This window comes from Pseudomonas sp. Sample_23 (assembly GCF_004307595.1).
Lineage (GTDB): Bacteria > Pseudomonadota > Gammaproteobacteria > Pseudomonadales > Pseudomonadaceae > Aquipseudomonas > Aquipseudomonas atacamensis.
In genome coordinates this window covers 32826-58729 of record NZ_RCNX01000088.1, presented here as the reverse complement: position 1 = coordinate 58729, position 25904 = coordinate 32826, and the positions used below count along the sequence as shown (strand labels likewise).

General features: G+C 59.2%; 25 protein-coding genes and 1 pseudogene. 7 read left to right on the top strand and 19 right to left on the bottom strand.

Annotated features, from left to right (window positions below; genetic code table 11):
- Positions 1-126: 126 nt before the first annotated feature.
- From D8U82_RS23870 to galE, 6 genes are all read right to left on the bottom strand, one after another.
- Positions 127-2205: a YjbH domain-containing protein gene (locus D8U82_RS23870; protein WP_122508333.1), complete on the bottom strand. Its 2079-nt coding sequence runs from the start codon at positions 2203-2205 to the stop codon at positions 127-129.
- Complete coding sequence (locus tag D8U82_RS23865) at positions 2202-2963, bottom strand: capsule biosynthesis GfcC family protein (protein ID WP_130903114.1); 762 nt, start codon at positions 2961-2963, stop codon at positions 2202-2204. The genes D8U82_RS23870 and D8U82_RS23865 overlap by 4 nt, the downstream gene beginning before the upstream one ends.
- Positions 2960-3625, bottom strand: a complete 666-nt coding sequence (locus D8U82_RS23860; RefSeq protein WP_122880629.1) for a YjbF family lipoprotein — start codon at positions 3623-3625, stop codon at positions 2960-2962. Before D8U82_RS23860 ends, D8U82_RS23865 begins: the two co-directional genes overlap by 4 nt.
- Positions 3626-3637: 12 nt before the next feature.
- Positions 3638-4699 (bottom strand): polysaccharide biosynthesis/export family protein, encoded by a 1062-nt coding sequence (locus D8U82_RS23855; RefSeq protein WP_042609067.1) that lies wholly within the window; start codon positions 4697-4699, stop codon positions 3638-3640.
- A 145-nt stretch (positions 4700-4844) separates the two neighbouring features.
- Complete coding sequence (locus D8U82_RS23850; protein WP_016775457.1) at positions 4845-5081, bottom strand: hypothetical protein; 237 nt, start codon at positions 5079-5081, stop codon at positions 4845-4847.
- 230 nt (positions 5082-5311) lie between these two features.
- Positions 5312-6328 carry a UDP-glucose 4-epimerase GalE gene (galE, locus tag D8U82_RS23845; protein WP_016775458.1) on the bottom strand — a complete coding sequence of 339 codons (1017 nt, stop codon included), beginning with the start codon at positions 6326-6328 and terminating at the stop codon, positions 5312-5314.
- Between the two features lie 387 nt (positions 6329-6715).
- Between galE and galU the strand changes: the two genes are divergently transcribed.
- Both galU and D8U82_RS23835 read left to right on the top strand, forming a co-directional pair.
- On the top strand, positions 6716-7549 hold the full coding sequence (galU, locus tag D8U82_RS23840; RefSeq protein ID WP_130903113.1) for a UTP--glucose-1-phosphate uridylyltransferase GalU: 834 nt from the start codon (positions 6716-6718) through the stop codon (positions 7547-7549).
- Between the two features lie 31 nt (positions 7550-7580).
- Positions 7581-7994, top strand: coding sequence for a mannose-1-phosphate guanylyltransferase (locus D8U82_RS23835; RefSeq protein ID WP_016770593.1), 414 nt, complete (start codon positions 7581-7583; stop codon positions 7992-7994).
- A gap of 178 nt (positions 7995-8172) precedes the next feature.
- Here D8U82_RS23835 and D8U82_RS23825 read toward each other — a convergent pair whose 3' ends face one another.
- From D8U82_RS23825 to D8U82_RS23790, 8 genes are all read right to left on the bottom strand, one after another.
- Positions 8173-9303, bottom strand: a complete 1131-nt coding sequence (locus tag D8U82_RS23825; RefSeq protein ID WP_130903111.1) for a GDSL-type esterase/lipase family protein — start codon at positions 9301-9303, stop codon at positions 8173-8175.
- A 109-nt stretch (positions 9304-9412) separates the two neighbouring features.
- Complete coding sequence (locus tag D8U82_RS23820; protein ID WP_130903110.1) at positions 9413-10459, bottom strand: acyltransferase; 1047 nt, start codon at positions 10457-10459, stop codon at positions 9413-9415.
- Between the two features lie 12 nt (positions 10460-10471).
- Positions 10472-11575 carry a hypothetical protein gene (locus D8U82_RS23815; protein WP_016775461.1) on the bottom strand — a complete coding sequence of 368 codons (1104 nt, stop codon included), beginning with the start codon at positions 11573-11575 and terminating at the stop codon, positions 10472-10474.
- Positions 11566-12798 carry an oligosaccharide flippase family protein gene (locus D8U82_RS23810; RefSeq protein WP_130903109.1) on the bottom strand — a complete coding sequence of 411 codons (1233 nt, stop codon included), beginning with the start codon at positions 12796-12798 and terminating at the stop codon, positions 11566-11568. The genes D8U82_RS23815 and D8U82_RS23810 overlap by 10 nt, the downstream gene beginning before the upstream one ends.
- Positions 12795-13907 carry a polysaccharide pyruvyl transferase family protein gene (locus tag D8U82_RS23805; protein ID WP_041477306.1) on the bottom strand — a complete coding sequence of 371 codons (1113 nt, stop codon included), beginning with the start codon at positions 13905-13907 and terminating at the stop codon, positions 12795-12797. Before D8U82_RS23805 ends, D8U82_RS23810 begins: the two co-directional genes overlap by 4 nt.
- Before the next feature lie 15 nt (positions 13908-13922).
- Positions 13923-15005 (bottom strand): glycosyltransferase, encoded by a 1083-nt coding sequence (locus D8U82_RS23800; protein WP_130903108.1) that lies wholly within the window; start codon positions 15003-15005, stop codon positions 13923-13925.
- Between the two features lie 40 nt (positions 15006-15045).
- Positions 15046-17268, bottom strand: coding sequence for a polysaccharide biosynthesis tyrosine autokinase (locus D8U82_RS23795; RefSeq protein ID WP_123441998.1), 2223 nt, complete (start codon positions 17266-17268; stop codon positions 15046-15048).
- Positions 17269-17307: 39 nt separating this feature from the next.
- On the bottom strand, positions 17308-17748 hold the full coding sequence (locus D8U82_RS23790; protein WP_123441997.1) for a low molecular weight protein-tyrosine-phosphatase: 441 nt from the start codon (positions 17746-17748) through the stop codon (positions 17308-17310).
- Positions 17749-18037: 289 nt separating this feature from the next.
- Here D8U82_RS23790 and D8U82_RS23785 point away from each other — a divergent pair, with 289 nt between their 5' ends.
- Both D8U82_RS23785 and tal read left to right on the top strand, forming a co-directional pair.
- Positions 18038-18994, top strand: coding sequence for a cellulase family glycosylhydrolase (locus D8U82_RS23785; RefSeq protein ID WP_016775467.1), 957 nt, complete (start codon positions 18038-18040; stop codon positions 18992-18994).
- A gap of 202 nt (positions 18995-19196) precedes the next feature.
- Positions 19197-20123 carry a transaldolase gene (gene tal / locus D8U82_RS23780; RefSeq protein WP_016775468.1) on the top strand — a complete coding sequence of 309 codons (927 nt, stop codon included), beginning with the start codon at positions 19197-19199 and terminating at the stop codon, positions 20121-20123.
- Between the two features lie 197 nt (positions 20124-20320).
- On the opposite strand, the gene rssC is transcribed toward tal, so the two are convergent.
- The 3 genes from rssC to D8U82_RS23765 all read right to left on the bottom strand — a co-directional run bounded on the left by rssC (position 20321) and on the right by D8U82_RS23765 (position 23018).
- Positions 20321-20803 (bottom strand): anti-sigma factor antagonist RssC, encoded by a 483-nt coding sequence (gene rssC, locus D8U82_RS23775; protein ID WP_003226553.1) that lies wholly within the window; start codon positions 20801-20803, stop codon positions 20321-20323.
- Positions 20803-21984 (bottom strand): two-component system response regulator RssB, encoded by a 1182-nt coding sequence (gene rssB, locus D8U82_RS23770; RefSeq protein ID WP_024013622.1) that lies wholly within the window; start codon positions 21982-21984, stop codon positions 20803-20805. The genes rssC and rssB overlap by 1 nt, the downstream gene beginning before the upstream one ends.
- Positions 21985-22328: 344 nt before the next feature.
- Positions 22329-23018, bottom strand: coding sequence for a VacJ family lipoprotein (locus tag D8U82_RS23765; protein ID WP_130903107.1), 690 nt, complete (start codon positions 23016-23018; stop codon positions 22329-22331).
- Positions 23019-23217: 199 nt separating this feature from the next.
- Here D8U82_RS23765 and D8U82_RS23760 point away from each other — a divergent pair, with 199 nt between their 5' ends.
- From D8U82_RS23760 to D8U82_RS28660, 3 genes and pseudogenes are all read left to right on the top strand, one after another.
- A complete protein-coding gene (locus tag D8U82_RS23760) occupies positions 23218-23838 on the top strand; it encodes an HAD family phosphatase (protein ID WP_130903106.1) in 621 nt (206 codons plus the stop codon).
- Between the two features lie 108 nt (positions 23839-23946).
- Complete coding sequence (locus D8U82_RS23755; protein WP_016775472.1) at positions 23947-24210, top strand: DUF4404 family protein; 264 nt, start codon at positions 23947-23949, stop codon at positions 24208-24210.
- 57 nt (positions 24211-24267) lie between these two features.
- A pseudogene (locus D8U82_RS28660) lies at positions 24268-24375 on the top strand (metal ABC transporter ATP-binding protein); the annotation flags it as partial.
- Positions 24376-24398: 23 nt separating this feature from the next.
- Here D8U82_RS28660 and queF read toward each other — a convergent pair.
- A complete protein-coding gene (gene queF / locus D8U82_RS23745) occupies positions 24399-25229 on the bottom strand; it encodes an NADPH-dependent 7-cyano-7-deazaguanine reductase QueF (RefSeq protein WP_130903105.1) in 831 nt (276 codons plus the stop codon).
- 61 nt (positions 25230-25290) lie between these two features.
- Complete coding sequence (locus D8U82_RS23740; RefSeq protein ID WP_130903104.1) at positions 25291-25824, bottom strand: cupredoxin family protein; 534 nt, start codon at positions 25822-25824, stop codon at positions 25291-25293.
- Positions 25825-25904: the final 80 nt, after the last annotated feature.

The following is a 25904-nucleotide window of genomic DNA, read 5'->3' as shown; positions in this document are numbered from 1 at the left end:
CGAAAACTGTGCTGTAACACAACACCCTGTGGGAGCGAGCCTGCTCGCGAAAGCGTTGTGTCAGGCACTGAAGATGTTGGATGTGCCGGGCCATTCGCGAGCAGGCTCGCTCTCACAGACCAGCGCTTACTCGGTAATCTTCTCGAAGTTGCGATAGAACATGTCCCCTTCCCGGCTATCCGTCATCGAGTGCAGTTGATAGCTGCGGCTCAGTCTGGCGCCGCCATCTCGGGTCAGTGGTGCCCAGACCAGGTTGGCGCGGCGCATGGTCGACATGCTCATCATTTCGTCGAACGGGATCGACAGGTACAGCCCCTTGTCGAAACTACCTTCGCCATATTCGGCGCTGCTGGCCGTGGTGATGGTTGCCCAGGCACCGACGCGCACGCCGTTGAAGAACTCACGGGAGATATCCACGGTGGTGCCCCAGTCTCCGGCCAGATAGCGACCGACACTGACCGCCGCCAGCGTGTCGAACGGCAGATCGGTATAGCCGGTGATATGCCCGGTCACTACCGAGTAATCGCGCAAGGCAAAGCCCTGATCGAAATCACGCTGGCGCACCCAGTTCAGATCGGCGCCCAGCGACCAGCGCTCGCCGGTCGGGCGGAACAACACTTCCGCACCGACGCCGGCAAACATCGATTCCAGATAGCCGCCGTACACCATGCCGTACAGATCCTTGTCCAACTGCTCGGCATGGCTGAGCTGGAACAACGGCATGGTCGTGTTTGACGTGGTCAGATACTGGCGCAAATCCGTGCGCACGCGAGGCAATCCGCTCGGCGCGTCGTAGACGAATTTGTCGAAGTTGTTGACCAGGTTGGCGCTGAGCAAACCGCTCCACCAGGTGTTGCGGTTGAAGCGATATTCCGCGTCCGCGTCAGCACTGAATTGATAGAGCAAACCGTCCGGGCCGCCGACGTTCTGCTTGAAGCCCAGCCCCACGCCATAGCTGAAATGCTGCGGCGCTTCGGTGTAGAGGGTTGTCTCGTTGTGCGGCATCGCCGGGTTGATTTCGGTGGTGCGGTGCAGCGCCTCCAAGGGTTCTTCGTTGTTGATCACTTCGCGAAAGGTCTGGCGCGGCAGGCTGGTTTCTTCCAGCGGCAAGTCGTAGCGCTTGTTGACCACGGTGAACCAGTCGATGTCGTCGTTGACGCTGTTGTCGAGAATCCGGCTCGCGCGGCCAACGGCTTTGGACGAATGGAAATAACGCTGCTGCTCGCCATAGACGATCAGTTCGGAATCGCGCTGGCTGATGCGCTCGACCTTGTACCCGGCATTCTGCTGCAAACGCCGCGACACATCGGCCCAGTTGACCTGTTCCATCGAGGTCGTCGGCGCCTTCGCCGGCAGCGGTTCGGGGGTCGGGTCGTAGGTCTTGGCCGGCGCCTTGCGGCTGACGAAATTGGTGTGAAAGGTCACGCCGAACATCGCCGTGTTGCCCCGTTCCCAAGCAGCGCTCAGATCGATCGAATCGGTCACCTTGAACACCGCGCCAAGGTTGATCGGCGAGTCCTGTTTGATCTCGTTGTCCTTCGGCTCGTTCTTGTAGTCGTTGCCTTCGAATTCCAGCTTCAGGCTCAGCCGATCCCACGGCGTCTGGTAGCTCACGCCACCGAACAGTGAAGGCTTGCCGCGAAAGTACGAGCCGGAGTTGACGTCACCGGTGCCTTCCAGCGCCGGGCGCGTATCGAAGCGATTGCTGACGTAGCCCAGCGGGTTGTCGAAGTCGCCGCGATTACCGATGTAGCCCCAGGCAATGCCGGCGCTGAAGTCGAAATTGTCGAAGCGCTTGTTGGCGACGAAGAATTCGCTGGAGAACAAACCGGTACCACCGATATCTCGAAAGCCCAGCGCCACTTCCGGCGCCCAGTGGCTTTCCTGCCACAGGCGTACTTTGGCGTCGACCGCCTTGTCCTTGTAGCTTTGACTGCCGCTGAGGGCCTCCGAGCCGTACGGCCGGTTGGTGATCGCGGTGTAGCGGAACGAACCTTCGAGCCAGTCCAGCGGTTGCAACGACACACTGTAGCGGCTGTAGGGATCGGTGCGGTTGGCATTGACGCTCAGCTCGCCGGCCGGGGCCATGCGCGCCGTCGGTGTCTGCAACAGACCGGCGCCACCGAAGTCATTCTGGGTGATGCGCGGCTCGGCGTGAGCCAGACCGCAGGGCAATAACAACACAGCTGCAAAACGTAACTTCAACGAACCACCTCGGCCAGCTGCGTGGCAATGAATTCGGCCAACTGCTGATTCAATTCAGGAAGAGGCGGATCCAGATCATCATTTTTAATCGGCACCAGAATCCTGCTGCCGGCCACCGGAAACTGCCCGGACTCGCGATTCCAGTGCGCGATGCCGACGCGCCGCGACACGCCGTTGGGCTGGATCAGCCACAGGTAATCGGCCTCGGCATCGTCGAGAATCGAGCAGCCTTCCAGGTATTCACGAGCCTCCTGCAATGGCTGGTACGGCAAGTGACATGGCTCGGTGACCGCGCCCAACACCTGCACTTCATCAACCCGTTTCGGATAGATCAGCCGATCGCCGTCATCCAGGCGAATGTTGCGCGCGAAGCCGACTTCCACCGCTACCGGATCGAGGTCAGCGATCTGCCGTCCGGTCACTGGCATTTGTCGGACTTCTTCAGCAACGCGCTGTGCCAGTGCCGCGCGGCTTGGCCGATCAAACAGCGTCGCCATGCGCTGCAGCACCTCGAGATCGAACAACACGCCGACCTTGAGCCGTGTCTGTTCCTCGACCAGCGCCTGGCGCAACAAGCCGCCCGCCAGCCAATAACCCTCTGCATTGGGCACGGCTTCGCTGATCACATCGAACAGGCGTCCACCCGGCGGCAATGCGATCGGACCGGGATTGGCGACGTCGCCGGACACGATGACGGCGGCCTGACTCGCCCCTGCGACCAGCAAAAGACCCGCCGCGATTAGGCTTAAGCGCTTCACGGCAGATGCCTGCGATCAGGAGTCAATTGCACCAGCTTCACGCGCAATTGCGAGGTCAGTTGTTGCTCGCTCTGCAGAATGAAACCGTCGCGCGGGTCGACCCAGTAACGGTTGGTCGCGCTGAGGCCGATGGCTGGGGCGTCGATCTGTTCATCGATGCGCAGCACCGAGTAAGGCTTGTCGAGAATTTCCAGGGTTTCGGTGGCGCGGCGCGAGAAGCGGCTGTTGACGATCACGCCGACTTCCTGGCCCTTGTACAGATCAATCCAGCGCCGTGTGGTGAAACCGTCGGCGACGTGATGCAGACCCTGTTTGAACGGCGAATCATCGGCCAGCCGCGTGCCATCCAGATCACCTTGCAGGCCGAGGCCGATGCTGCGCACGGCGAGGCCATCGCGCAGCAGCAACACCTGCTTGCCGGAGGCGACCCAGAATTGCAGGTCTTCGCGCTCGCGCACCAGCGCCAGTACACCTGAGCCGGATGGCGTGGTCAGTTTCAGTTGCGGGTAGTTGACCCCGGCGACTTCGGCCGCTGTCACATCAACCTCGTCGGGGCCGACGACGGCGGCTTTGAGGTTGTTCAGCGATGCGCTCATCAGCGGGTTACAGCCGCACAGCAACGAGGCCGCCACCAGGCAGACGCCCACTTTCAATAGGTTCACAGTCGGGCGGCCTTATTTGCTGTTGTTGCTGTATTCGCTCCAGTTCTTCGCTGCCGAAGCCCCGGTGCCGACAATCGACGCCGACGGCACCAACTGGCTGATGAAACGGTTCCAGCGCGTAACGTTGGCCGGGCCGACGTAGACGACATCCTGCGGCCGCACCTGAAAGTGCGAGGCCAGCGCCATGGCGGTCGGCGATTCGGCTTCGAGCTGATAGATCTTCGCCGGCTCGACGTCGAGATTTTCCACGCCGCGAATCACGTACACCGCGTTACCGTTGGAACTGGTCTGACTCAGGCCACCGACCGAACCGAGCACGTCGGACAGGTTCATGGTTGCGGTCTTGAAGCTCAGCGCGCGTGGCTGGTTGACCTCGCCCATGACGTAGATGCGCTTGTTGTCGTTGTACGGCAGATACAGCTGATCGCCGCCCTTGAGGTAGACGTTCTGCAGTTCGGAATCCTGCTGATTGAGCGAGTCGAGATTGAGCGGATACACCCGCCCGTTGCGCGTCAGCAGCAGGCCCGACAAGTCGGCGTTATTAGTGTCGATGCCAGCGGAACCGAGGGCTTCGACCACACTCAGCGGATTGGTCGAAATCGCTTGCGGGCCGGCCTTCGTCACGGCGCCGGTGACCACGACTTTCTGGCTGGCGAAGCGCAGCACCGCGACGTCGACCTGCGGCTCGGCGATGAACGCCGACAAGCGCTGTTCGATGTCAGCGCGCAGTTGCTGGATAGTCCGGCCGGCGGCCTGGACTTCCTTGATGAACGGGTAATACAGCGTGCCATCGGAGCGCACCAGACGGCCGTTGGCATCGATTTGTTGTTGCGCGCCGGAGGGGGCGGTCAGCTCCGGATGATCCCAGACGGTGATGTACAGCACGTCATTGTTGCCGATGCGATATTCCGCCGGCGTCACCAGCAGCTCCGCCGGCAGCGACTCACGCTTCTGGGTGGCGCGGTTCATGGCGATCAACTTCGGTGTGATCGGAATCAGCTCGACCCGACTGCTTTCGCTGGCACCCTGGCGGGTGATATCGCTGGTGCTCAGGTACTGGCCGGGGGAAAACATGCAACCTTGCAAAGCGAGACTTGCCAACATTAAAAGATAAACACTACGAGTCATAATGGCACTACGCTATTCAAGGGCGAATCCAAAAAACAAAGTCACCCGACTTGCGTCGGGCGACTCTGTACTGCACTAACAAATGTTCCTGTTAGTTATGCGTGCCGGTTGTACCGGTGGTACCCGTCGTACCGGTGGTACCGCCGTTGGCACTGCCACCGCTGTTGGACGCCGCTACAGCACTGGCAACCATTGCAGTACTGGCCGCGGGCGCTTGCGAAGCCGCCACACTGCCACCTACATTGGTTACCGCTGTCAACGGTGCTTCAGCGGCGGCAGCCCAGTTGCTCAACATCGTCAACAGGGCAACTGCCATCACTTTTTTCATAACAACTCCTTTCTAACATTCGAACTGTTAAAAAACAGATCTGTGTCAGAGCTGGTAGCTTTCAAGTCCGCAAAGAGCGCGAACAAGATCCGTTGTTCTTTCACAGTCCTGTGCAACTGCTAAAGTCGAACGGCAGGTTTATATCTACGGATTTGCAAATGGCATTGCCAGTGTAATTTCCCGACGTTATCTAACAACCTGACTGAAACTAACATCGGACTAAATGGCCATCATCGCGAATAACCATTGGGATGATTCGATTGCCAGCGCCAAGTGTCGGCGACCATGTCCTGCAAGTTGCGCGTGGCTTTCCAGCCGAGTTCTTTCGCCGCTTTCGAAGCATCGGCAAAACTCTCGGCGATATCACCGGCGCGGCGCGGCATCATCCGGTACGGCACCGGCCGCCCGCAGGCCTGTTCGAACGCATGCAGCACTTGCAGCACGCTGTAGCCATCGCCGGTGCCGAGGTTCCAGGTGTGAATGCCGGTGCGCTCGCTGATCGACTGCAACGCTTTCAAATGCCCGTCCGCCAGATCGACGACATGAATGTAATCGCGCACGCCGGTGCCATCGGCGGTCGGGTAATCGTTACCGAAAATCGACAGCTCACGCAGGCTGCCGACCGCAACCTGGCTGATATACGGCACCAGATTGTTCGGGATGCCGTTGGGGTCTTCGCCCATGTGCCCGCTGGCGTGGGCGCCGATAGGGTTGAAGTAGCGCAGCAGCGCAATGCTCCAGCGCGGCTCGGCGAGGCTCAGGTCGCGCAGCACGTTCTCGACGATCAGCTTGGACTGACCGTAGGGATTGGTCGGATTGCCCGTAGGAAAATCCTCGCGAATCGGCATCTCTTCAGGCTCGCCGTACACCGTCGCCGAGGAACTGAACACCAGCCGGAACACCCCCGCCGCTGCCATCGCCTGACACAGAGTGATGCTGCCGCCGACGTTGGTTTCGTAGTATTCGAGCGGCTTGCGCACACTCTCGCCCACGGCTTTGAGCCCGGCGAAATGCAGCACGGCGTCGATCTGATGCTCGCGGAAAATCCGGTCGAGCAGCGGCCGATCGCAGACATCGCCGCGAATCATCCATGCACTTTTGCCGCAAATGGCTTCAACGGCGTGAAGTGCTGCGTCGCTGCTGTTACAAAGATTATCCAGAACGACAACTTCATAACCTGCCTCAAGCAATGCAAGTGTGGTATGCGAGCCGATATAGCCGGCACCACCCGTTACCAGAATCTTCATAGCGCGGTCCGTCATTGAATAAATACCCGGTAGCGTGTCAAGCCATGCCTGGTGGATATGCGGAGCAATTCACACAAACAGGGCGACAACAACCTCAAACAAATTTAGTTCAACCACTGGCAATAATTATTTTTGCCGGTCAAACTGTTTGACGGGTACTTATTAGCACTCCCTGGATACTTATCACTATCGACAGATACCGACTAAAAATAACTTACAACCAAGTAGTCGACATCTCATAACATTAGCGCTTTTTAACAGCGCAACTAATTGCCAGCAACAACCTGACTCGGGTATTAAAGTAAGCCTTCAATAATCATTGAAACTTGCCGCCACTTTCTGGTGCGCAACCGTCGCCTGTGTTCCATGACTGTCCAGGATACTTTTATGATTCGTAAATGTTTGTTCCCCGCTGCCGGCTACGGCACGCGTTTCTTGCCGGCGACCAAAGCCATGCCGAAAGAGATGCTGCCGATCGTCAACAAGCCGTTGATTGAATACGCCGTTGAAGAAGCGCGGGACGCCGGCCTGCAACACATGGCCATCGTCACCGGCCGGGGCAAGCGCGCGCTGGAAGACCACTTCGACATCAGCTACGAACTCGAGCACCAGATTCGTGGCACCGAGAAAGAGAAATTCCTCGCCGGCACCCGCGAGCTGATCGACACCTGCATCTTCTCCTACACCCGTCAGGTGGAAATGAAAGGCCTGGGCCACGCCATTCTCAGCGGTCGCCCATTGATCGGCGACGAGCCGTTTGCCGTGGTGCTGGCCGACGACCTGTGTCTGAACCTGGAAGGCGACGGTGTGCTGTCGCAGATGATCCAGCTGTACAGGAAATTCCGTTGCTCGATCGTCGCCATTCAGGAAGTCCCGGCCGACCAGACTCACAAGTACGGCGTGATTGCCGGTGAGCTGATTTCCGAGGGCATCTACCGGGTCAACAACATGGTGGAAAAACCGGCGCCGCAGGACGCGCCGTCGAACCTGGCGATCATCGGGCGCTACATCCTCACCCCGGACATCTTCGACCTGATCGCCGACACCGAACCGGGCAAGGGCGGCGAAATCCAGATCACCGACGCACTGATGAAACAGGCGCAGAACGGCTGCGTGCTGGCCTACAAATTCAAAGGCCTGCGCTTTGATTGCGGCGATGCCGAGGGCTACTTGCAGGCGACCAACTTCTGCTACGACAACGTGTACCTCAAGGGCCGCTGAGACGCCCCCCCATCACCAGAGGCAGGCAACCATGAACATTGCACAACATTCGACAGAGATTGAACGTGAGGTGGGCAACCTCGGGGTGATGAGCTGGTTGTCGCGCCATCAACCGCTGCCCAGCGCCAACGAGACCTGGCTGGGCACGATTCTGCTGGTGGAGCGGATCGGTGTGTTTCCTGCGTCCGGCGATATTCGCCGGCCGCTGCGCGATCCTTATCCGCTGCTCGCGCACCTGAAGGCGTTGTATGGCGAACAGGCGCTGGAAATGGACGACCGCGATGGTCTGAAAGTGATCTTCAGCGACTGGCGTTTTCGCGTGCGCATCTGCTGCAACGATCCGGCGATCATCATTAATGTTGAAACCCGCTGCGATGCGCGGTTGATGCCGCGCAAGCTTGACGAACTGTTGGGGCTCATCGACGCCTTCAAACACGACGCCTGATCACCCGGGCGTCACGCCGATCCATTGTGGGAGCGAGCCTGCTCGCGAAAGCGGCGGCACAGTCAGCATTGATCGTTCCCACGCTCCGCGTGGGAATGCATCCAGTGACGCTCTGCGTCACGCTGCGGAGGGACGCGGAGCGTCCCGGGCGGCATTCCCACGCGGAGCGTGGGAACGATCAGGGTGGCGAGTCGTCGCAACCGGTACTCGTACCCGTTATCCAGCGATAAAAATAATCGGCAATCACCTTCCCGCCCGTGGCCGGCAACGGATGAATCTTGTCCGGGCCAATCATCGCGCTGGCGTAGCGTTTGACGTCGGGGCCGAAGGCGCATTGCAGGTTGGCGAAGCCCAAATGCTGCTCCCGCGCCCACGGTTCGAGCACCTGCGCATAGGCCGACATCGGATAAGCGCTGGAGCGCGTGGTGTCCTGACGCATGATCAGGTTGATGCTCGCCGCCGGCTGAATCTCGCGCAGCATGCTCACCAGGCCCTGAACGTTTTGCAGGTACTGCGCAGGTTTGACGCCGAAGCCCTGATCGTTGCCGCCGAGCATGATCAGGTAAACGTCGGCCGGGATCTTCGACACCACCGCTTTCCATTGCGCCTGCCACTGTCGATCGGCGTGATAGAAATCCGCCGATGCCGCGCCGGAGGCCGCCAGTTTCGACACCCGAATGCCCTTCTCATCATTCGTCATCCAAAGGCCGAACAACGTGGGCGCGCCCTTCACCACTTCCAGTCTGAATGACCAGTCTGCGGCTGATGGAACGCCCGCTAGCGCGACTTCCTGAACGCCCGAGCCTGCGAGTTTCAACGGTTGCCAGGCTTGCGCGGGCGACCAGCGATAGCGCAGCTCGTCGGCTTCGCCGTTGCCCAGATACAACAGTTTCGCCTGAGTGACCGTGGTATCGATGCGCGGCGAAGGACTGGCATCGACTTGCAACCAGGCGCCCGGCTTGCCGCTGATCGTGCGACTGTCCGGGCTGGCCTGGCCCAGCTCGGAAACCTTCCAGCCGCCGCCGAAGTATTTGTCGCTGCTGCGGGTGTATTTGAAATGCGTGCCGCCCAGCGCCGCGCCGTGGTTGAAACCGACGTAACCGGGGCCGGCGAAACCCACCTCGGCGGCCACTCGCTGCACCAGTTTATTCAGGTAGAAATCCTGCCCGGCGGTGTAGCTGTCGCCGATCACCGAAACCGCCAGCACCTTGCCGGCCTTGCCCTCGCGCCACTGCGCAAAGCGCTGGCGGGCATCGTCTATCGTGATGGCCGAGGTGGCGACTGGTTGAGGGGCGTCTACTGGCATCATTGAATATTTCCTTTGTCCGGGATGGCCCCTTCGCGAGCAGGCTCGCTCCCACAAAAGACCTTGTGCAATTCACACAACCTCTGTGGGAGCGAGCCTGCTCGCGAAGCTTTCAGCTGTTCTGCGTCTGCACCACCGGAGCGACAATCACCGGTGCTTTCTTCTTCGCCGCGCGCTCGCCAAGGAACAGCACCGAGGTGAAATTGAACCGGCTGAACACCATCGCCAACAGCACCGGCCCGAGCAATCCGCAACTCAGACCACCCAGCACCAGCAAGCTCTCATCCTTCACGCCGAGGCGCCCGAGGATAAACCGCGACGTGGCTGCGAACAGCACATGAAAAAGGAAAATCGCATAGGAATATCCACCGAGCCAGGTCAGCGCTTTCGAGCGCATGTCACTCGACAGCAATGCGATACAAGACACGCACCCCACCGTCAAACCAATCAGGCTGCGGCGATCGACAATCAGCTCACGATCAATCGCCGCGACATACAACAGCGTCAGCGAGATCAGCACAAACAGCAGCGGCCCGATCACTTTGAAACGCTGTTTCAAAACATCGACATTTTCCTGACCGATCATCCCTGCAACAAAAAACGGCAGCAGGTAAATCGCACCGTTGATACCGAACGCATCCAGCGGCAAGGGTGGCAGCAGGAACAACACCGCCGCAAACGCAAACAAACCATACAACCGCGTCGCCGAACGCAGCAGACCGCGCCACTCCAGCAAACCGACGAAGATGAAAATGCTGAACACCGCCTGCAGGAACCAGAAGTGGTTGATCGGTACCCAGAACGACAACAACGCATCGATCACGCCGACGTCCTTGTTCACCCCCGGCCCCACCGCTTGCAGCACCGAGAACGGCACGCCGACGCAGAACAGCGGCACGATCAGCCGCCGCACCTTGCCGGCGAAGAACGCGGCAAAGTCATTGCCGCGAATCTTGTAGATCGAATAGATGTAGCCGGAGATGAACGTGAACAGCGGCATGCGCACGTACACCATCGAGTCGGCGATGACCCGGAACGGTGAGCCGATGTCGATCTTCAAGCCGCCGCCCAGCGGGCCGATGACGTGATAGAGCACCAGCAGCAGGCACGCCAGGCCGCGCAGGGTTTCGATCTCCAGGGATTTTTTCTTGCTCGACATAGAGCACCTGCCTTAAGTGAGAATTCTTGATTCGACCTGCACCGGTTTGTTCGCGCGCAGCATCAAGCCCAGGCCGACGAACAACACCGGCACCACCATGGAGAAGTGGCGGGCGAAGGAGCCGAAGTCCGGCTCGAACAAGCCTTGCACCAACAGAAACGCCAGCGGAATCGCGATCAGTTCCTTGGGTTTGGTCTGGATCGGCGCGCCCTTGTAGTCGGTCGAAGTGATGACTTTGAACAGCAGCAGTGCAGTCATGATCATCAGCGCAACGAAGATCACCTGCCCCGGCCCGGACAGCAGAATCAGCTCAACCGGGAACGACAGGCGGAAGAAAATGATCATCGAATCCAGTGCCTGGGAGACGAAGTCGCTGCCGCTGAGCCACGAGACGATCAGCGACTTCGAGCCCTCCTCGCCCGCCGTGCGCAGCTCGTTGTTGCTCGCCCGGATCGATGACACCGGAAAGCCCAGCGCCAGCTGAATGGCCATGGCCACCGCCAGATAAAACAGGAACAGCATCAGAAAGAAGGTGAAGCGCGAGACGTACTTTTTCATCACGCAGACGCCGACCCACGACAGCGAAAACAGAATCCAGTACGGCCGGATCAACACGCCGTAAATCACCGCCGAAAGAAAAAAACCGCCGCGATATTTGCGCGTCAATGCGCTGAGCAGAATGCTCAACACCGCCACCGACACGATGATTTCCTTGGTCAGGTTCTCGAGGAAAAACGAGCGCACGATACCCCACAGGCACAGGGTGCCGAAAATGGTCAGCGGCATGCGCCGAAACACCACCACCGGAATCGCCGTGAGGAAGAAATTGCAGAACATGCCATAGGCCCAGGCATTGGTCAGGTTGATCCCGGTGGGCCGCAGCAGGAACGCCGAACATTCGTAGGACGAGCGATCCGGCGAGAACGGGTTCCAGAAATTGCAGTTGTCGGCGCGCGCATACGACGACCACAACGTCATCGCATCCGGCCCCGGATCACGCGGCACCAGCAACGGCATCGCCACTGACAGAAACAGCCCGGTGAACAGAATCAGGAAGGAAATCGACGAATCGAATTTGCGCCCACGAAACTCGATGCGCGGCAGTTTCAGGCCCATGACAGCGCAGCCTTTTTCGCGCCGCTGACACGGGTCAACAGTGCAATCACACTGAGCTGCACGACGATGGCGAAAACATTGCCCCACGCCGCGCCATAGATCGAGTAATGCTTGATCAGCACATAGCTGACCGGCACTGAAATCAGCAGGCAGAGCGCAGCGCTGGCCAGCGACACCCGGCTGTTTTTCGAGGCAATCAAACCGCCCCAGACAATGTCGCCAATCGCCCGCAAGGCGAACGAAAAGATCAGCACCGCGAGGAGCGCGTTATCCGGACGCGGCACGCTGGCGGCGACGTAATCGAGCAGCACATTGAAAAACACATAGATCGCCACGGCCACAACGGCGGAAACCACCAGCGAGCGAATCACCCATTTGTTGACGAACAGTTGCTTGACCGTGAATGCCTGCTGATCGGCCTGGAAACGCTTGGCCAGCACCGGAATGCCGACCACCGCCACCACCGCATACGACAATGCCTGCAAAGTGTTGGCCGCTGACCACGCGTACACGTATTTACCGAGGCTGGCGTAGGGCTCGAGGTCGATGATCAGAAAGCGCTCGGCATACTGACTCAGGGCGATCAGACCGGTGCCGAGATAGAACGGCAACCCGGCCTTCCACACCGTCGCGGTGTCCAGCGGCGCGGCTTCGCGGCCCTTGTGCACATTCACCACGATCAAATAACCGGCGACGATCACCAGCACGTTGGCGGCGACCCACAGCCACAACACACTGGCGATGCCCGCGACCCAGCCGAGCACCATGCCGCCCACCGCCAACACCGCCCAGAGGCCGGTCTTGATGAAGAACAGCAGAGCTCCGGCGGTGGCTTTCTGCGCGGAAAACACGAAGGAATTGATTTCGAACGACAGATGTTCGGTGAGCAGCACCAGGGTCACGCACAGGATCAACGTGGCGGTTGCTTCCACCGACTGGAACAGCGAATAGATCAGTACCGTCAGTATCGACAACAACAGCCCCACCGCCAGATACAGCAGCAAAACCTTGTCGACCACCCGCCGCGAACTGCCGCCGACGCTGATCAGCCGGTTGATTTCAGAACTGAAGCCGACGCTATAGAACTTCGACGCGATCAACGACGCCGCGACCACCACACCGTAAAAACCCAGCGCCTCGTAACCGAGGTAATGGGTGATGGCCAACACCAGCAAGAACTTCGCGCCCAAGGCTCCGCCGCGAAGCAACAGCCGAAATATCATCGAACGACACCCTTGATGATTTCGTCCATGGCCACGGTTTTCGCTTCGATTTCGCGGCAAGTATCGGTCAGGCGCTTGCCGAAATCCGCCAGCGCATTCGGTGCGTAAACGGTGTTGATGATGGTGTCGACGTCGATATCGCCGCCGTTGATCACCCAGTCCTCGACGCCCATGTCCTGATAGGCGCCAAAGCCTTTGCGCTCGTAGCTGATGTGATACGCCGGCACGCCGGAGAGCAGCGATTCGATGGCGCCGTGCAGACGCACCGAGATCACCAGGTCCGGTTGGTACTTGGCAATGGTTGCCTTCAGCGACAGCAGATCTTCGTTGATGCCCAGCTCGCGGTAGAACGCGCCGTCATCGTTGCCGCGCACCGCGCTTTGCACGGCGCAGACCACTTTGCTTTTGTTCTTCAGACGCTGCAGCAGCAGTTTCAGATTGGCCACGTAGGCGACCTTCTTCTCTTTGCTCCACTCCGGCGGCTTGCGCAGCACCACGCAGACTGTCGCCGGCGAGGCGGCGCAGCGGGTGAATTTCGGTTGCTGAAGAATCTTGCTCGCCAGCGACTGCACCGCCAGATCCGGCGCGCGGTAGACGTTTTCGCAAGCATCAAAAATTGCCGAGGAACGGTTGTCACGCACGAACACCGCATCGGCGCTGGCGTAGTGCTCAACGATCTTGCTGCTCTCACCGTGGAACGGGCCGATGCTCTGCGGCAGGTACACCGACGGCACTTTGCTGAGAATCGCGGTTTCCAGTTGCTTGGCGTGGCCGAGCTTCAGCTTGATGTGTTCGAAGGCACTTTTCGATCGCATGTAACCGCCGCCGACACCGACGATCAGATCGGTTTTCTTCAGCAGATCGGCGAGCCCGGCGTAGGACTGATTGAGAAACACCGCTTGCTTGACCCGCCCCAGACCTTTAGCCGCCATCACCGGCGCATCGAAACGCGGGTGCGGCAGATAGTTGAACGACTCAGGGTCGGACGCCACGACACTGATCGCGGTGTCGTCACCGAAGTTACGCTGCACCAGAGCAATGGCCAGATCGACGAGCAGACCGTCACCGGAGTTGGACGCACTGTAGCCATGCAAAATCGTTACGTTCATAAGCTTGAGTTCTACTTAATAAGTGGGAGCGTGATACAGGTCGTAGGTCTGGCGGATCATCAACGCGGCGCTGAAGCGTTCGCGGACAATGCTCCGGCCTTCATTGCCGAGGTCGAGCAGGCGCGGCTTCTGGATGATCGTCAAAACATCGGCCAGCGCCTGGTGATCGCCGGAGGGGAAGACGTAGCCGGACACTTCGTTGGTGACCAGTTCCGGCAGCGAGGTGCAGTTGCTGGCAATCACCGGCAGCCCCATGGCCATGCCTTCCAGCGGCACCATGGCAAAGCCTTCCCAGCGACTCGGTACGATCAGCGCATCGGCTTTCTGATACAGCGCCTGCACTTCACTCGGCGTCACCCAGGGCAGGTACTCGACAGAATCCATCGGCGGGCACTCGACAGAGTCTTCGTTGACCGCACTGCCAACGACCGTCAGTTTGAGGTCGTTGCGATTGACCTTGGCGTAGGCCTTGAGCAGCACGTCGAAGCCTTTCTGGTAATCCAGGCGCCCGACGAACAGCAGATGAATCGGCTCGGCGCCAGTGGTTTTCGGCGCGTCATCCTTGTGATGAATGCCGTTGTAGATCAGCTTCATGCGCTTGCGCTCGATGCCGAAACGCGCGGCTTTATCCAGCTCGTACTGGCTGACGCAGATGATCACGTCAGTGACTTTCTGCAGCACGCGCTCGATCCACGCATAGACTTTCTGCTTGGTCGGCGAGCTTTCCATCAGGAACGAAAACGCATGCGGGCAGTAGACGATTTTCGGCTTGCGCCATGGTCGCAGCAGCACACACACAACACGGCCGATCACCCCGGAAAAGGTGCTGTGCAAATGCACGACGTCGGGCTTTTCCTTGAGCAGCACCTGGCTCAGACGCCAGGCGAAACGCAGCAGCGACGGCACGTTGCGGCCACTGCGTGGAAAAGTGCGCACCTGCTGCGGGGCGATGCCGTGCAGCTCCCTGGCCTGATCCTCGGGCACCAGATAGACCAGTTGATAATTCGCCGCGTCATCTTCAGGCGATGCCGAGATCGTGCGGATCACCGTCGCCACGCCACCTTTGATCGTCTCTGCCACGTGCAGTATTTTTTTCACAGCTCACCCACTTCAAACAGGAAAGAACAATCGGCAACCATCAGGATTTGTCGGACGCGTATTCGTAGTTGTAATAGCCAGTGCCGCCGTAATAGCTGGCCGCACGCTTCTCGACGCCGTTGAACACCGCGCCTTTCAACTCGATGCCGTTCTGGGCGAAGCGGCGAATGGTCAGTTCGATCTCTTTGGCCGGGTTCACCCCAAAGCGGGTGACGATCAGGCTGATGCCGGCTTCGCGACCGACGATGGCGGCATCGGTCACTGCCAGCAGTGGCGGCGTGTCGATGATCACCAGGTCGTAGCGCTCGCTGAGTTCTGCCAGCAGTTCGCGGAAGTTGGCGTGCATCAGCAGCTCGGAAGGATTGGGCGGCACTTGCCCCCGGCTGATGAAATGCAGGTTGTCGACTTCGACCTTGTTGATCGCCTGTTCGAGGGTGCAGCGCTTGACCAGCAGGTCGGACAGACCGTTGCTGATCGGGGTGTTGAGGGTTTTGTGCAGGTGCCCTTTGCGCATGTCGGCATCGATCAGCACCACGCGCTGGCCGCTCAGGGCCATGACCGCCGCAAGGTTGGACGAAACGAAGGTCTTGCCGACCTGCGGGCTCGGCCCGGAAATCATGATGCGGTTGTTGGTCGAATCGAGCCCGGCAAAGTGCAGGCAGGTGCGCAGGCTGCGGATCGATTCGATCGACAGATCAGTCGGGTTGCGCAGCGCCAGCAGATACGCCGGCTTGTCGACGCCATCGCGGGCGCGGCCCTTTTTGTTGTCCTCTTCTTCCTGCAAGGCGCTGTAGGGAATCGACGCATAAACCGGCAGGCCCAACTGCTCGATGCCTTCCGGGCCTTCAAGGCCTCGGCTGAGGGATTTGCGCAGCAGCACCAGGGCCACGCCGACAAACGCGCCAAGCAATGTCGCGATCAGCACGATCAGTGGTTTTTTGGGTTTGATCGGATTGGTCAGGTCGACATCGGCAGTGTCGATCAGGCGCACGTTGCCGACGGCCCCGGCGCGGACGATGTCGAGTTCCTGGGATTTGTTCAGCAACTGCGTGTAGATCTGCGAAGCCACCTCGACGTCGCGGGTCAGGTTGAGCAATTCCTGCTGAGTGGCCGGCAAGTCCTGAACCTTGCCTTCGAGGGATTTCTGCTGCTGGGTCAATTCGCCGATCTGCGTCATCAAGGCGCGATAGGCCGGGTGCTGTTTGGTGAACTTGCGATCGAGTTCGGCCTGCTGCATTTTCAGCTCGGAGATGCGCGTTTCCAGCGCCACCGACTGGCCCAGCACCGACTGGGTTTCCAGCGAGATGTTCACGGTCTTGCCGTGGGTCTGGTAGGCATTCAAGGCGTCGCTGGCCTTGGCCAGATCACGCTTGACCTGGGGCAACTGGCTTTGCAGGAAGGCCAGGCTCTGCGCGGCCTCCGCCGAAGTGCGCCGTACGTTTTGCTCGACGTAGAGCGAGGCGATCTTGTTGAGGATCTTCACCGCCTCGGCCGCGTCCGAGCTGGCCAGCGCCAGACGAATGATCCCCGACTCCTTGCCCTGTTCGGAGATATCCAGCGCGTCCTGATAGCCCTGAATGGTCACGATGCGTGGATTGCGCACCACCTGAAAGCGCGTGCCGGGGTTGGCCGACAAGTGCGCGATCTGCCCTTCTACGCCGTCGTTGGCAAACGCTTCGCCGGCCACGCCTTCGGCGAGCAGATTGTCGTTTTCATCGAACAGTTGAAAACGCTGCTGCTCGCCGGCGATCAGGGTGAGTTTCTTGCCGAGCAGGTCTTTCGGCAATTGCAGCCGAGTGAATTCCAGGCGCTCGCCACCCCAGGCATAACTGGTCAAACCGAAACGCGGCGGCGCGACGCTGGTCTCGCTGTCTCCGCGATAACGCCGCGAAAGAAAGCCGCCGATCAACGGGAACGTGTTGGGGGTGACGTCGATATCCAGGCGCAGGTCGTCAACGGTTTTGCCGATCACCGCGCGGGATTTGATGATGCCGATTTCGGTCACCGACGGCGATTGCCCGCCGAGCATGCTGTTGAGGTCGGAAAAACCGAGCATGTCGTTCTTTTTCGGTTCGACCTGCACCAGCGCGTTCGCCAGGTACACCGGCGTTGCCAGAACCGCATAGGCGACGCCGGTGACCATGAAGGCACCGGTCAGCGCGCCGATCAGCCACTTCTGGTCGATCAGGCTGCCGAAGATGCCGAGCAGATCAATACTGTCTTGATCATTGTCGCGGGTGCCGATTACGGACGGTAACTGCATAAGTCTGTTCTTACCATTTACTGTTCTGAAGAAGATTCATCAATGCCCGAGACGCTTTGCCCATGAACTAACAGCATCTTCAATCAATGCGTGGGCATGAATAAACGCGGCTTTGCCTTGACGATACGGATCATGTATTTCGCGCTCGCTCTGCCACTTGCCGAGCAGAAACACTTTGCCTCGGGCGTGCGAGGCAATCTTCAGCACTTGATTGACGTGGGTCTTTTCCATGACCAGGATCAGGTCCGAGTCATTGACGATGTCCGAGGTCAGTTGCCGCGCCTTGAAGGCCTCGGCGCAATGCCCGTGTTCTTCGAGAACCTGCCGCGCCGAGGCCTCCACGCCCTCGCCGACGCGGGCGGACAGGCCGGCGGAAGACACGGTGATGGCGGACGGGCCCAGCGCGTTGCGCAGCAGTAGTTCGGCCGTCGGACTTCGGCATATATTGCCCACGCAGACAACGAGGATCTTTTTGAACAAGTCTTGCTTTCCTGTGTAATATCAAACAGCCAACATGCCGTGAAAGTTAATGAACCCTCTCGACTTTCCTGCACTCAGAAATAGCTTCGCCCTGTTAGTACAGGAACATTAAGTACCACAGCGTTTTAAGCCGCCCCAACCACAATTAGCGGACTAAAAATAACTGTGATTTTCAGTTGCTGTTTTCCTGACAAAAAATAACATTCGCGCACTTAGTGCCATCACCGTTATCGGAAATTGAGTAACGGGATAAATATTCGTAGTTGTCATTCTCTTCAGGAGAGCAGACATGAAAACAGCACAGCGCAATACACTCGCCGCCCTCGCCCTGATGGCGCTCGGTGCCACCAGCCAGGTTCACGCCAGTGAGCTGTTCCCCAACCTTCCAGCAAAAACCATCGGCGTGCAGGTGAAAATCCAGAGCTTCACCGCCGCCGATGCCGCGCAAATCAAGGCCGCAGGCTTCAGCTTTGTGCGCTTCGGTGTGTGGAGCGACAGCCTCACCGCCAAGACGTATCAGAAACAGGTCAGCGACGCCTTCGCCGCCGCCGCTTCCGCCGGCCTGCCGGTGCTGCTGACGGTGCGCGCGATCAAGGCATTGCCGGCCACTTCGCCGGAGGAGCTGAACGCCGCCGGCGGTAAGTTCGCCACCACCGTGACCGGGCTGGAAAAAACCTGGAGTTCGCAATTGGTGGCGATCGAAATCTGGAACGAGCCGGACCTGGAAACCTATTGGCCGACGCGCAATTTCGATACCACCTTCGTGCCGTTCATGGCTGGCATGTGCAAGGCCTTCGAAGGTCAGCCGCAGACGACACCACGGGTCGGTTTCGGCTTCGCCCGCCCGCCAAGCGCGGGCTCGGCGTCGACGGTGGCGATGAAAAGTATCGTCAGCGATTACCCGAAATGCCTCAACGCGGTTTCGTATCATCCTTATGGGATGACCGCGACGCAGATCAGCAACGCACAGACCTTCATCCAGCAGAACTTCAATCTGCCGGGGGTCATCAGTGAATGGGGGGTTTCGGCCCTCGCCTCCAACGGTGGTCCCGAGGGGCAAGCGACCAAGATCAACGCGTTTATTACCGACGTTAAACGCCTGAATATTCCCCTGACGTCTATCTATGAATGGCGGAACAGTGATTCCGGCAGCAACGATCGCGAAAAGAACTTCGGCTTTCTCACCTCTGACGGCCAGCCAAAACCGGCACGCTTGTCGGTAGAAGGTCTGTTGAACGCTGAGTAAACCTTGGGCAACCGGTCTGTTCACAGGTCGGTTGCTTTGAACCTGTGGGCTGTTTTGGCATCGTATTCAGCGACACCGCGCCCCGCCTTTCAAACAATCGTTTTCAGGTTGTTGCCGCAGGGGCCATCGATCCACGAATGCACCCTTGAGTGCCCGTCAGCGCTCGGGTAATGTCTTCAGACCCATAGGATAGAGCACGCCCATGACTTCCAAGCTGGAACAACTCAAACAGTTCACCACCGTGGTTGCCGACACTGGCGACTTCGAAGCGATCGCCCGAGTCAAACCGACCGATGCCACCACCAACCCTTCCCTGCTGCTCAAGGCTTCGGCCATTCACGGTTACGCCGAACTGCTGAACGATTGCGTTCGCGACTGCAAGGGCGATGTCGGCCTGGCCAGCGACCGTTTCGGCGTCGCAGTGGGCAAGGAAATTCTCAACGTGGTTCCGGGTCGCATCTCCACCGAAGTGGATGCGCGCCTGTCCTTCGACCAGGATGCGATCCTCAAGCGCGCGCATCGTCTGATCGAGCTGTACGACAAGGCCGGCGTCGGCCGCGACCGCGTGCTGATCAAGATCGCCTCGACCTGGGAAGGCATCCGCGCCGCCGAGATCCTCGAAAAGGAAGGCATCCAGACCAACCTGACCCTGCTGTTCTCCTTCGCCCAGGCCGCCGCCTGCGCCGACGCCGGGGTGTTCCTGATTTCGCCGTTCGTGGGCCGTATCTACGACTGGTACAAGAAGGCCAACGGCAACGACTACACCGGCGCCGATGATCCTGGCGTGCAGTCGGTGACGCGCATCTACAACTACTACAAGGCTAATGACTACAAGACTGTGGTCATGGGCGCCAGCTTCCGTAACATCAACCAGATCGAACAACTGGCTGGCTGTGATCGCCTGACCATCAGCCCCGAACTGCTGGAGAAGCTCGCCGCCGATACCGGCAAGCTGGAACGCAAACTGGCACCGGGCAATGCCGGTGAAGCGCGTCTGAGCCTCAACGAAGCGCAATTCCGCTGGTTGTCCAACGAAGACGCGATGGCCACCGAGAAACTGGCTGAAGGCATCCGTCAGTTCGCCCGCGATCAGGAAAAACTGGAAGCATTGCTGCAGGCCAAGCTGTGATCTGAGTTTGTAGAATGCAAAAAGGGCGAACCTTCACAGGTTCGCCCTTTTTCATTCTGCATTGAGAGGCGCGTTGACCGAACTGAAACCTTCGCGAGCAAGCTCGCTCCCACAAGGGGATTTGTGATCGAACTGATCCAGTGTGGGAGCGAGCTTGCTCGCGAAGAGGCCAGCCCAGACACCATCAATTCATGAGATCAGTGTCTTTCCAGGGCATTGACCAGATCATGAAACGCTTCACGATTGGAATCGTTCAGGCCCATGAGAATCTTGTGCGCTTCCAGCACCTTGATTCGCACCACTTCTTCGGATTGGTCCTGATCCGGCAGGTCGTCCAGGCACTCCGGGCACGGCACCGGGTGGTTGACGATGTTGAACACCTGCTCGAAGCCCATCGACTGCAAAAGCCGAGTGATGTCTTCGTGGGTGGTGACAACCGTCGGCAAAAGGCCGACCTTCTGCCGCGACAGGATCGACAGTTTGGCCAGCAGGCCGAGGGTGGTGCTGTCGATGCTGCGGGTTTCGGTCAAATCGATCACGATCGCGTTGAAATTCAGCGCGGTGAAGATTTTCTCAATAGTCGCATCCAACGCCGAACACAGGGTCAGGCGAACTTCACCGACGAACTTCAAGACGAAGGTGCCGTCCTGCTCGGCGAACTGGATTCTACCGGTACTCATTAAAGATTCCTGCTCAACACCAACAGGGCGATATCATCCGGCATCTCCCCTAGCGTGGCCAAACCAAACACTTGCCGCAGACCATCCAGGCTGCCGCCCGCTGACTTCACCCGTTCGGGCAAAGCAGCCTCTTTTTCTTTGAGCGTTGCTTCCGGCAAAAGGTCCAGAATGCCATCAGACATCAGCGTCAGGCTGAACGTCGGCGGCAGCTCAAGCACGTGGTCTTCGTAGGTGGCTTCATTGAAAAGGCCCACCGGCAGGCCACGGCCTTCGAGATAACGAACACTGTCAGGCGTGTACAACACAGGCAAAGGCAGATGGCCGCCAATGCTATAGGTCAACAAACCGGTCTCCTCGTCGATGACTCCACCGACCATTGTGACGTGTTTACCCAGCTTACAACTGATCAGTCCCCGGTTGATATGACCGAGCACTTCCGAAGGCTTGAACTCCGGCAAGGTACCGCTGCGTTTCGATTCGAAAAGCAACCGCGTGGTCATGAACTTCAACAGCACAGTGACGAAGGCTGATGACGCGCCATGCCCGGAAACATCCGCCAGATAAAACGCGACCCGGCGCTCGTCAACGCGGAAATAGTCGACAAAATCACCCGACAGGTACAGCGACGGAATGATCTGGTGGGCAAAATTGAATTCGTCAATGCTCCACGGGCTTTCCGGCAGCATGTTCATCTGCACCTGGCGACCGGCGTTCTGGTCTTCCTGGAGCAGGTTCAGGCTGGCTTCGAGCTCGCGGTTGGCCTTTTCCAGCTTCTCGCTGTAGCGCTGGTTTTCCAGCAGCAGCCGCGCACGATCCAGGGCCCGGCGCACGGAGTGCTCGAGCACAGCCAGATCTTCGAGAGGCTTGATCAGGTAATCCGCCGCGCCCAGGCGCAGGGCCTCGACCGCGTCGTTCATCACCCCGGCACCCGAGACCACGATCACCGGTGTATCGGGTGAGCGCTCGGTGACCTGACGGATCAGTTCGAGACCGCCCATCTGCGGCATGCGCAGATCGCAGATGACCAGATCGGGCTCGTCTTGCTCGAATACCTGAAGACCCTGTTGACCGTTGCCGGCCTGCAGGACGCTGAAACCACTGTCTTCCAGATAGGCCGCGAGGCTCGCGCGCACTACCTCGTCATCATCGATTATCAGCAGCGTGGCACTGGTTTTTGGCATGTGGGCAAACGGCGCCAGAATTAGGTTGGCGTAGTGAGCGGGGCAACGGCCCGGCGCAGACTACTGGATTCGCTTTCTAGCCTCTCTGTTGCAGCGCTTTCAAGCATTCGCCTGGCGCGCGGTTTTAAACAGAGGTGCCCTTCTAAGGCGCAGACGGTACTCCCATCCGCAGAGCGTTTCAAGCATGCGCCGATTGTCGCTTGACGACTTTGTTTGTCAAATCACCGGGAGTTATAAGAACCGCTCCAACGGTAACCCGATGGAAGGTAGCGGCAGTCGCCGGTGACGCTCTGGCGCGGACAAAAAAGGCGACCCGAGGGTCGCCTTTCTGTCGCCGGTCGAAATCAGAAATCGTCTTCGACCTGACCGTCCTTCACCTTGAACTCGCGGTTCTGCAGGTAAGCATAGCGGATGAAGGTGTATTTGTCGCCGCTGATCAGCTTCTCGCTCGACAGCAGGCTGGCGCGGGTGTCGACGATGTTCAGGCCGAAGATCGAGTTACGCGTCGGCACGTGGTCGATGTAGCGGTACGCGCCGGTGAAGCTGTCGACGTATTTCGACGGTGCGTCACGCAGGGTGCTCGGGCCCATCAGCGGCAGCATCACGTACGGCCCGCTGCCCACGCCCCAGTAACCGAGGGTCTGACCGAAGTCTTCGTCGCTGCGGTTCAAGCCCATCTTGGTGCCGACGTCGAAGAAGCCGAGCAGACCGAAGGTGGTGTTGAAAATCAGTCGGGCGGTATCAACGCCCGCTGCAGCCGGTTTGGCCTGGAGAATGTTGTTCGCCAGGTTGGTCACGTCACCGACGTTGCGGAACATATTGTGAATGCCGTCTTCAACGAACTGCGGGGTGATGAACTCATAACCCTGGGCCAAAGGCTTCAGCGCGTAGGTGTCAACGAAGTCGTTGAACTGGAAAATCGGCCGGTTGACGCTTTCCCAAGGGTCTTCTTCGGTGGCCGCCTGGGTGGCGAACGGCGCCAGCAACAGGCTGGCACATACACTTAGCTGAGTGAGCGAAGGGCTCCAGCGCATAGAAAAACTCCTTGGATTTGATACTGGCGCGGACCTCTCGGCCCAAGCATTAAGGCCGCTAGTATAAGCATAAACGGCGATTTGGGCAGTGCGCCGCTGCAAGGATATGCAGGAAGTTTCCCACGCAGGCTTTCACCCGCCTGTCATGCAACTGTCACCCGCGCGCCCTAGTCTTGAGCGTTATTTCAGGGACGTTGCCATGACTCACGCCGAAACCTTGCCCGTCGCCGCGCCCGGCCTGACTGCCGTGCTGTTCGGCCTGAGCGGTTGCCTGGTGGATTTCGGTGCCCGTGCCGCGCAAGAGCTCAACGCCCAGCCGGAACATGCCAAAACTACACCCGGCGCACTCGATAGCCTGAAAAGTTTGCAGCGCCAGGGAATTCCCTGCGCGTGGCTCGACGAATTGCCCGCTGCCCTCGCTCAGCCACTGGCCGCCTCGCTGCCAGACTGGATCAAACCGACGCAACATTCAGCAACAATGAATCCATGGCCAGCGCCCAACGCGTGCTGGCAGGCGTTGATGAGTTTGAACATCGACCGCCTCGACGGCTGCGTGCTGGTCAGCGGTGAGCCGCGCCTGTTACAGGCCGGTCTGAATGCCGGGTTATGGACGATTGGCCTGGCGTCCTGTGGCTCGCTATGCGGCCTCAGCCCGAGCGAGTGGCAGGCTTTGTCACAAAAGGAACGCGAAAAGTTGCGCGGCAAGGCAACCGTGCAGTTGTTCGGCCTGGGTGTGCATTCGGTAATCGATCATCTCGGCGAACTGGACGCCTGCCTCGCAGACATCAGCCTGCGCCGCGCCAAAGGCGAAAAGCCCTGATCGGCGTCATGCAGGTTTACCGAGAGTGGATTAATCTAAAGGTCAGCCATAGACCTTTGGCGCGTGGCTGCGGTCAATGCCAGTGCCTATTGATAAAAGGAAACCACCATGCCCGCCCAAGAACTGCAAAAACAGCTCGATACCCTGCGCGAGCAGCTGGAACACAATCCACCGCTGTCGGAAGCCGAGCGTGAGGATCTGCATGCGCTGATGGCGCAGATCGAATCGGAAATCCAGCTGGAAACTGCCACCCAGGACGCGAGCATCGCCGACGGCGTGAACCTGGCGGTCGAGCGCTTCGAAGTCGAACACCCGGCGATCGCCGGCACTCTGCGCAATATCATGAATACGCTGGGCAGCATGGGCATCTGACGCCCCGCCGCACAAAAAAAGCCCTGCCAGCGATGGCAGGGCTTTTTCATTTGCAAAATGTGCATGCAAGCCCTTGTGGGAGCGAGCCTGCTCGCGAAGGCGTCGTGTCAGTCGACATCATCGTTGAATGAAACACCGCATTCGCGAGCAGGCTCGCTCCCACAAGGGATATCGCACATTCCGTTTCTTTATTGACGTACAAGCCGGTGATTCGGCAACTGCACTTCTTCAGTGCTGCGATACGGGTTGATATCCAGCCCACCCCGGCGCACATAGCGTGCAAACACCGTGAGTTTTTTCGGCTTCAACAACCGCTGCAGATCAAGAAAGATCCGCTCCACGCATTGCTCATGGAAGTCCGAATGCTGGCGGAAGCTGACGATGTACTCCAGCAAGCTGGCATGATCCAGCGCGGCGCCGCGATATTCCACCACGACGCTGCCCCAGTCCGGCTGGCTGGTCACCGGGCAGTTGGATTTCAGCAGATGGCTGTGCACGCTCTCCTCGACCACGCGCGAATTGTCGCAACGCAGCAGCTCCGGACGCGGGTGCTCATAATTGCTGACGCAGATATCCAGATCGTCGATGCACACGCCCGGCAACGCCACCACGCCCTCAGCTTCCACGTCTTTCAGACTGCGCACCCGCACGCCCACCGGTTTGCCGGCAGCGGCGGAGAGATCCTTGACCAGCGTCGCTTCCAGCGCGGCGACGTCGGCGAACGGCGTCTGGTTCAGCGAGTTGAGGTAGAGCTTGAACGACTTCGATTCGATGATGTTCGGCGAGTCCGCCGGGATGCTGAATTCAGCGATCGCCACCACCGGCTTGCCCGAGGGCAGCAGCCACGACAGCTCGAAGCAGTTCCAGAAATCCACGCCTTTATACGGCAGGGTTTCGGCGGTCAGGCCCAGCTCGGCCCATTTCGCGGTGCGCGGAATCGGGAACAGCAGGGACGGTGTGTACGTGGCGATGTATTCGCTGGATTTGCCCAGCGGCGAATGTTCGGCTGCGGGATGCATGGCGGAAACCTGACTGAAGAATCAGCGGATTCTACCAGCCTTTGCCCGCGCCTTTGAGTGCTTACTGACTGACTGTCAGTTTGCCGACCATGCCCGCCTGATAATGCCCGGGGATATTGCAGGCAAACTCAAGCGCCATGGCCTTGCTGAAGGTCCAGGTCAACTCAGCAGTTTTACCGGGCTCGACCAGTACGCTGTTGGGGTCGTCATGCTGCATGCCATGGCCCATCGCCGCGTGATCCATGCCTGCCATGTCGTGGGACATTTCTTTCATGCCGGTAGGCGTAAGCATGCCGCTTTGCTGCATCTGCAACATTTCCTGCTGGTGACTGACATGCATCGCCGCATCACCGAGGTTGAATTCGTGCAGTAACTGGCCTTTATTCACCAGCACAAAGCGAATGGTCTCACCGGCCTTCACCTGTATGGCTTTCGGGTCGAAGTTCATGTCGCCCATGACGATTTCGATAGTCCGCGTGGCCTGGCTCGCTGCTGCCGGCTGGCCGAAGGCGAAGGTGTGCACCGGTGTCGCCCAGACTGGCGAACTCAATGCCAGCAGACAGGCGGCTATTTTCAGCGAGGTGCGCAAAAACATGGTCGTACTCCAACAAGAGAAGGTTCAGCCTGTGGGAAACTCTAATCACCCAGGGCTGGCATCGACCTGACAGGCAGATT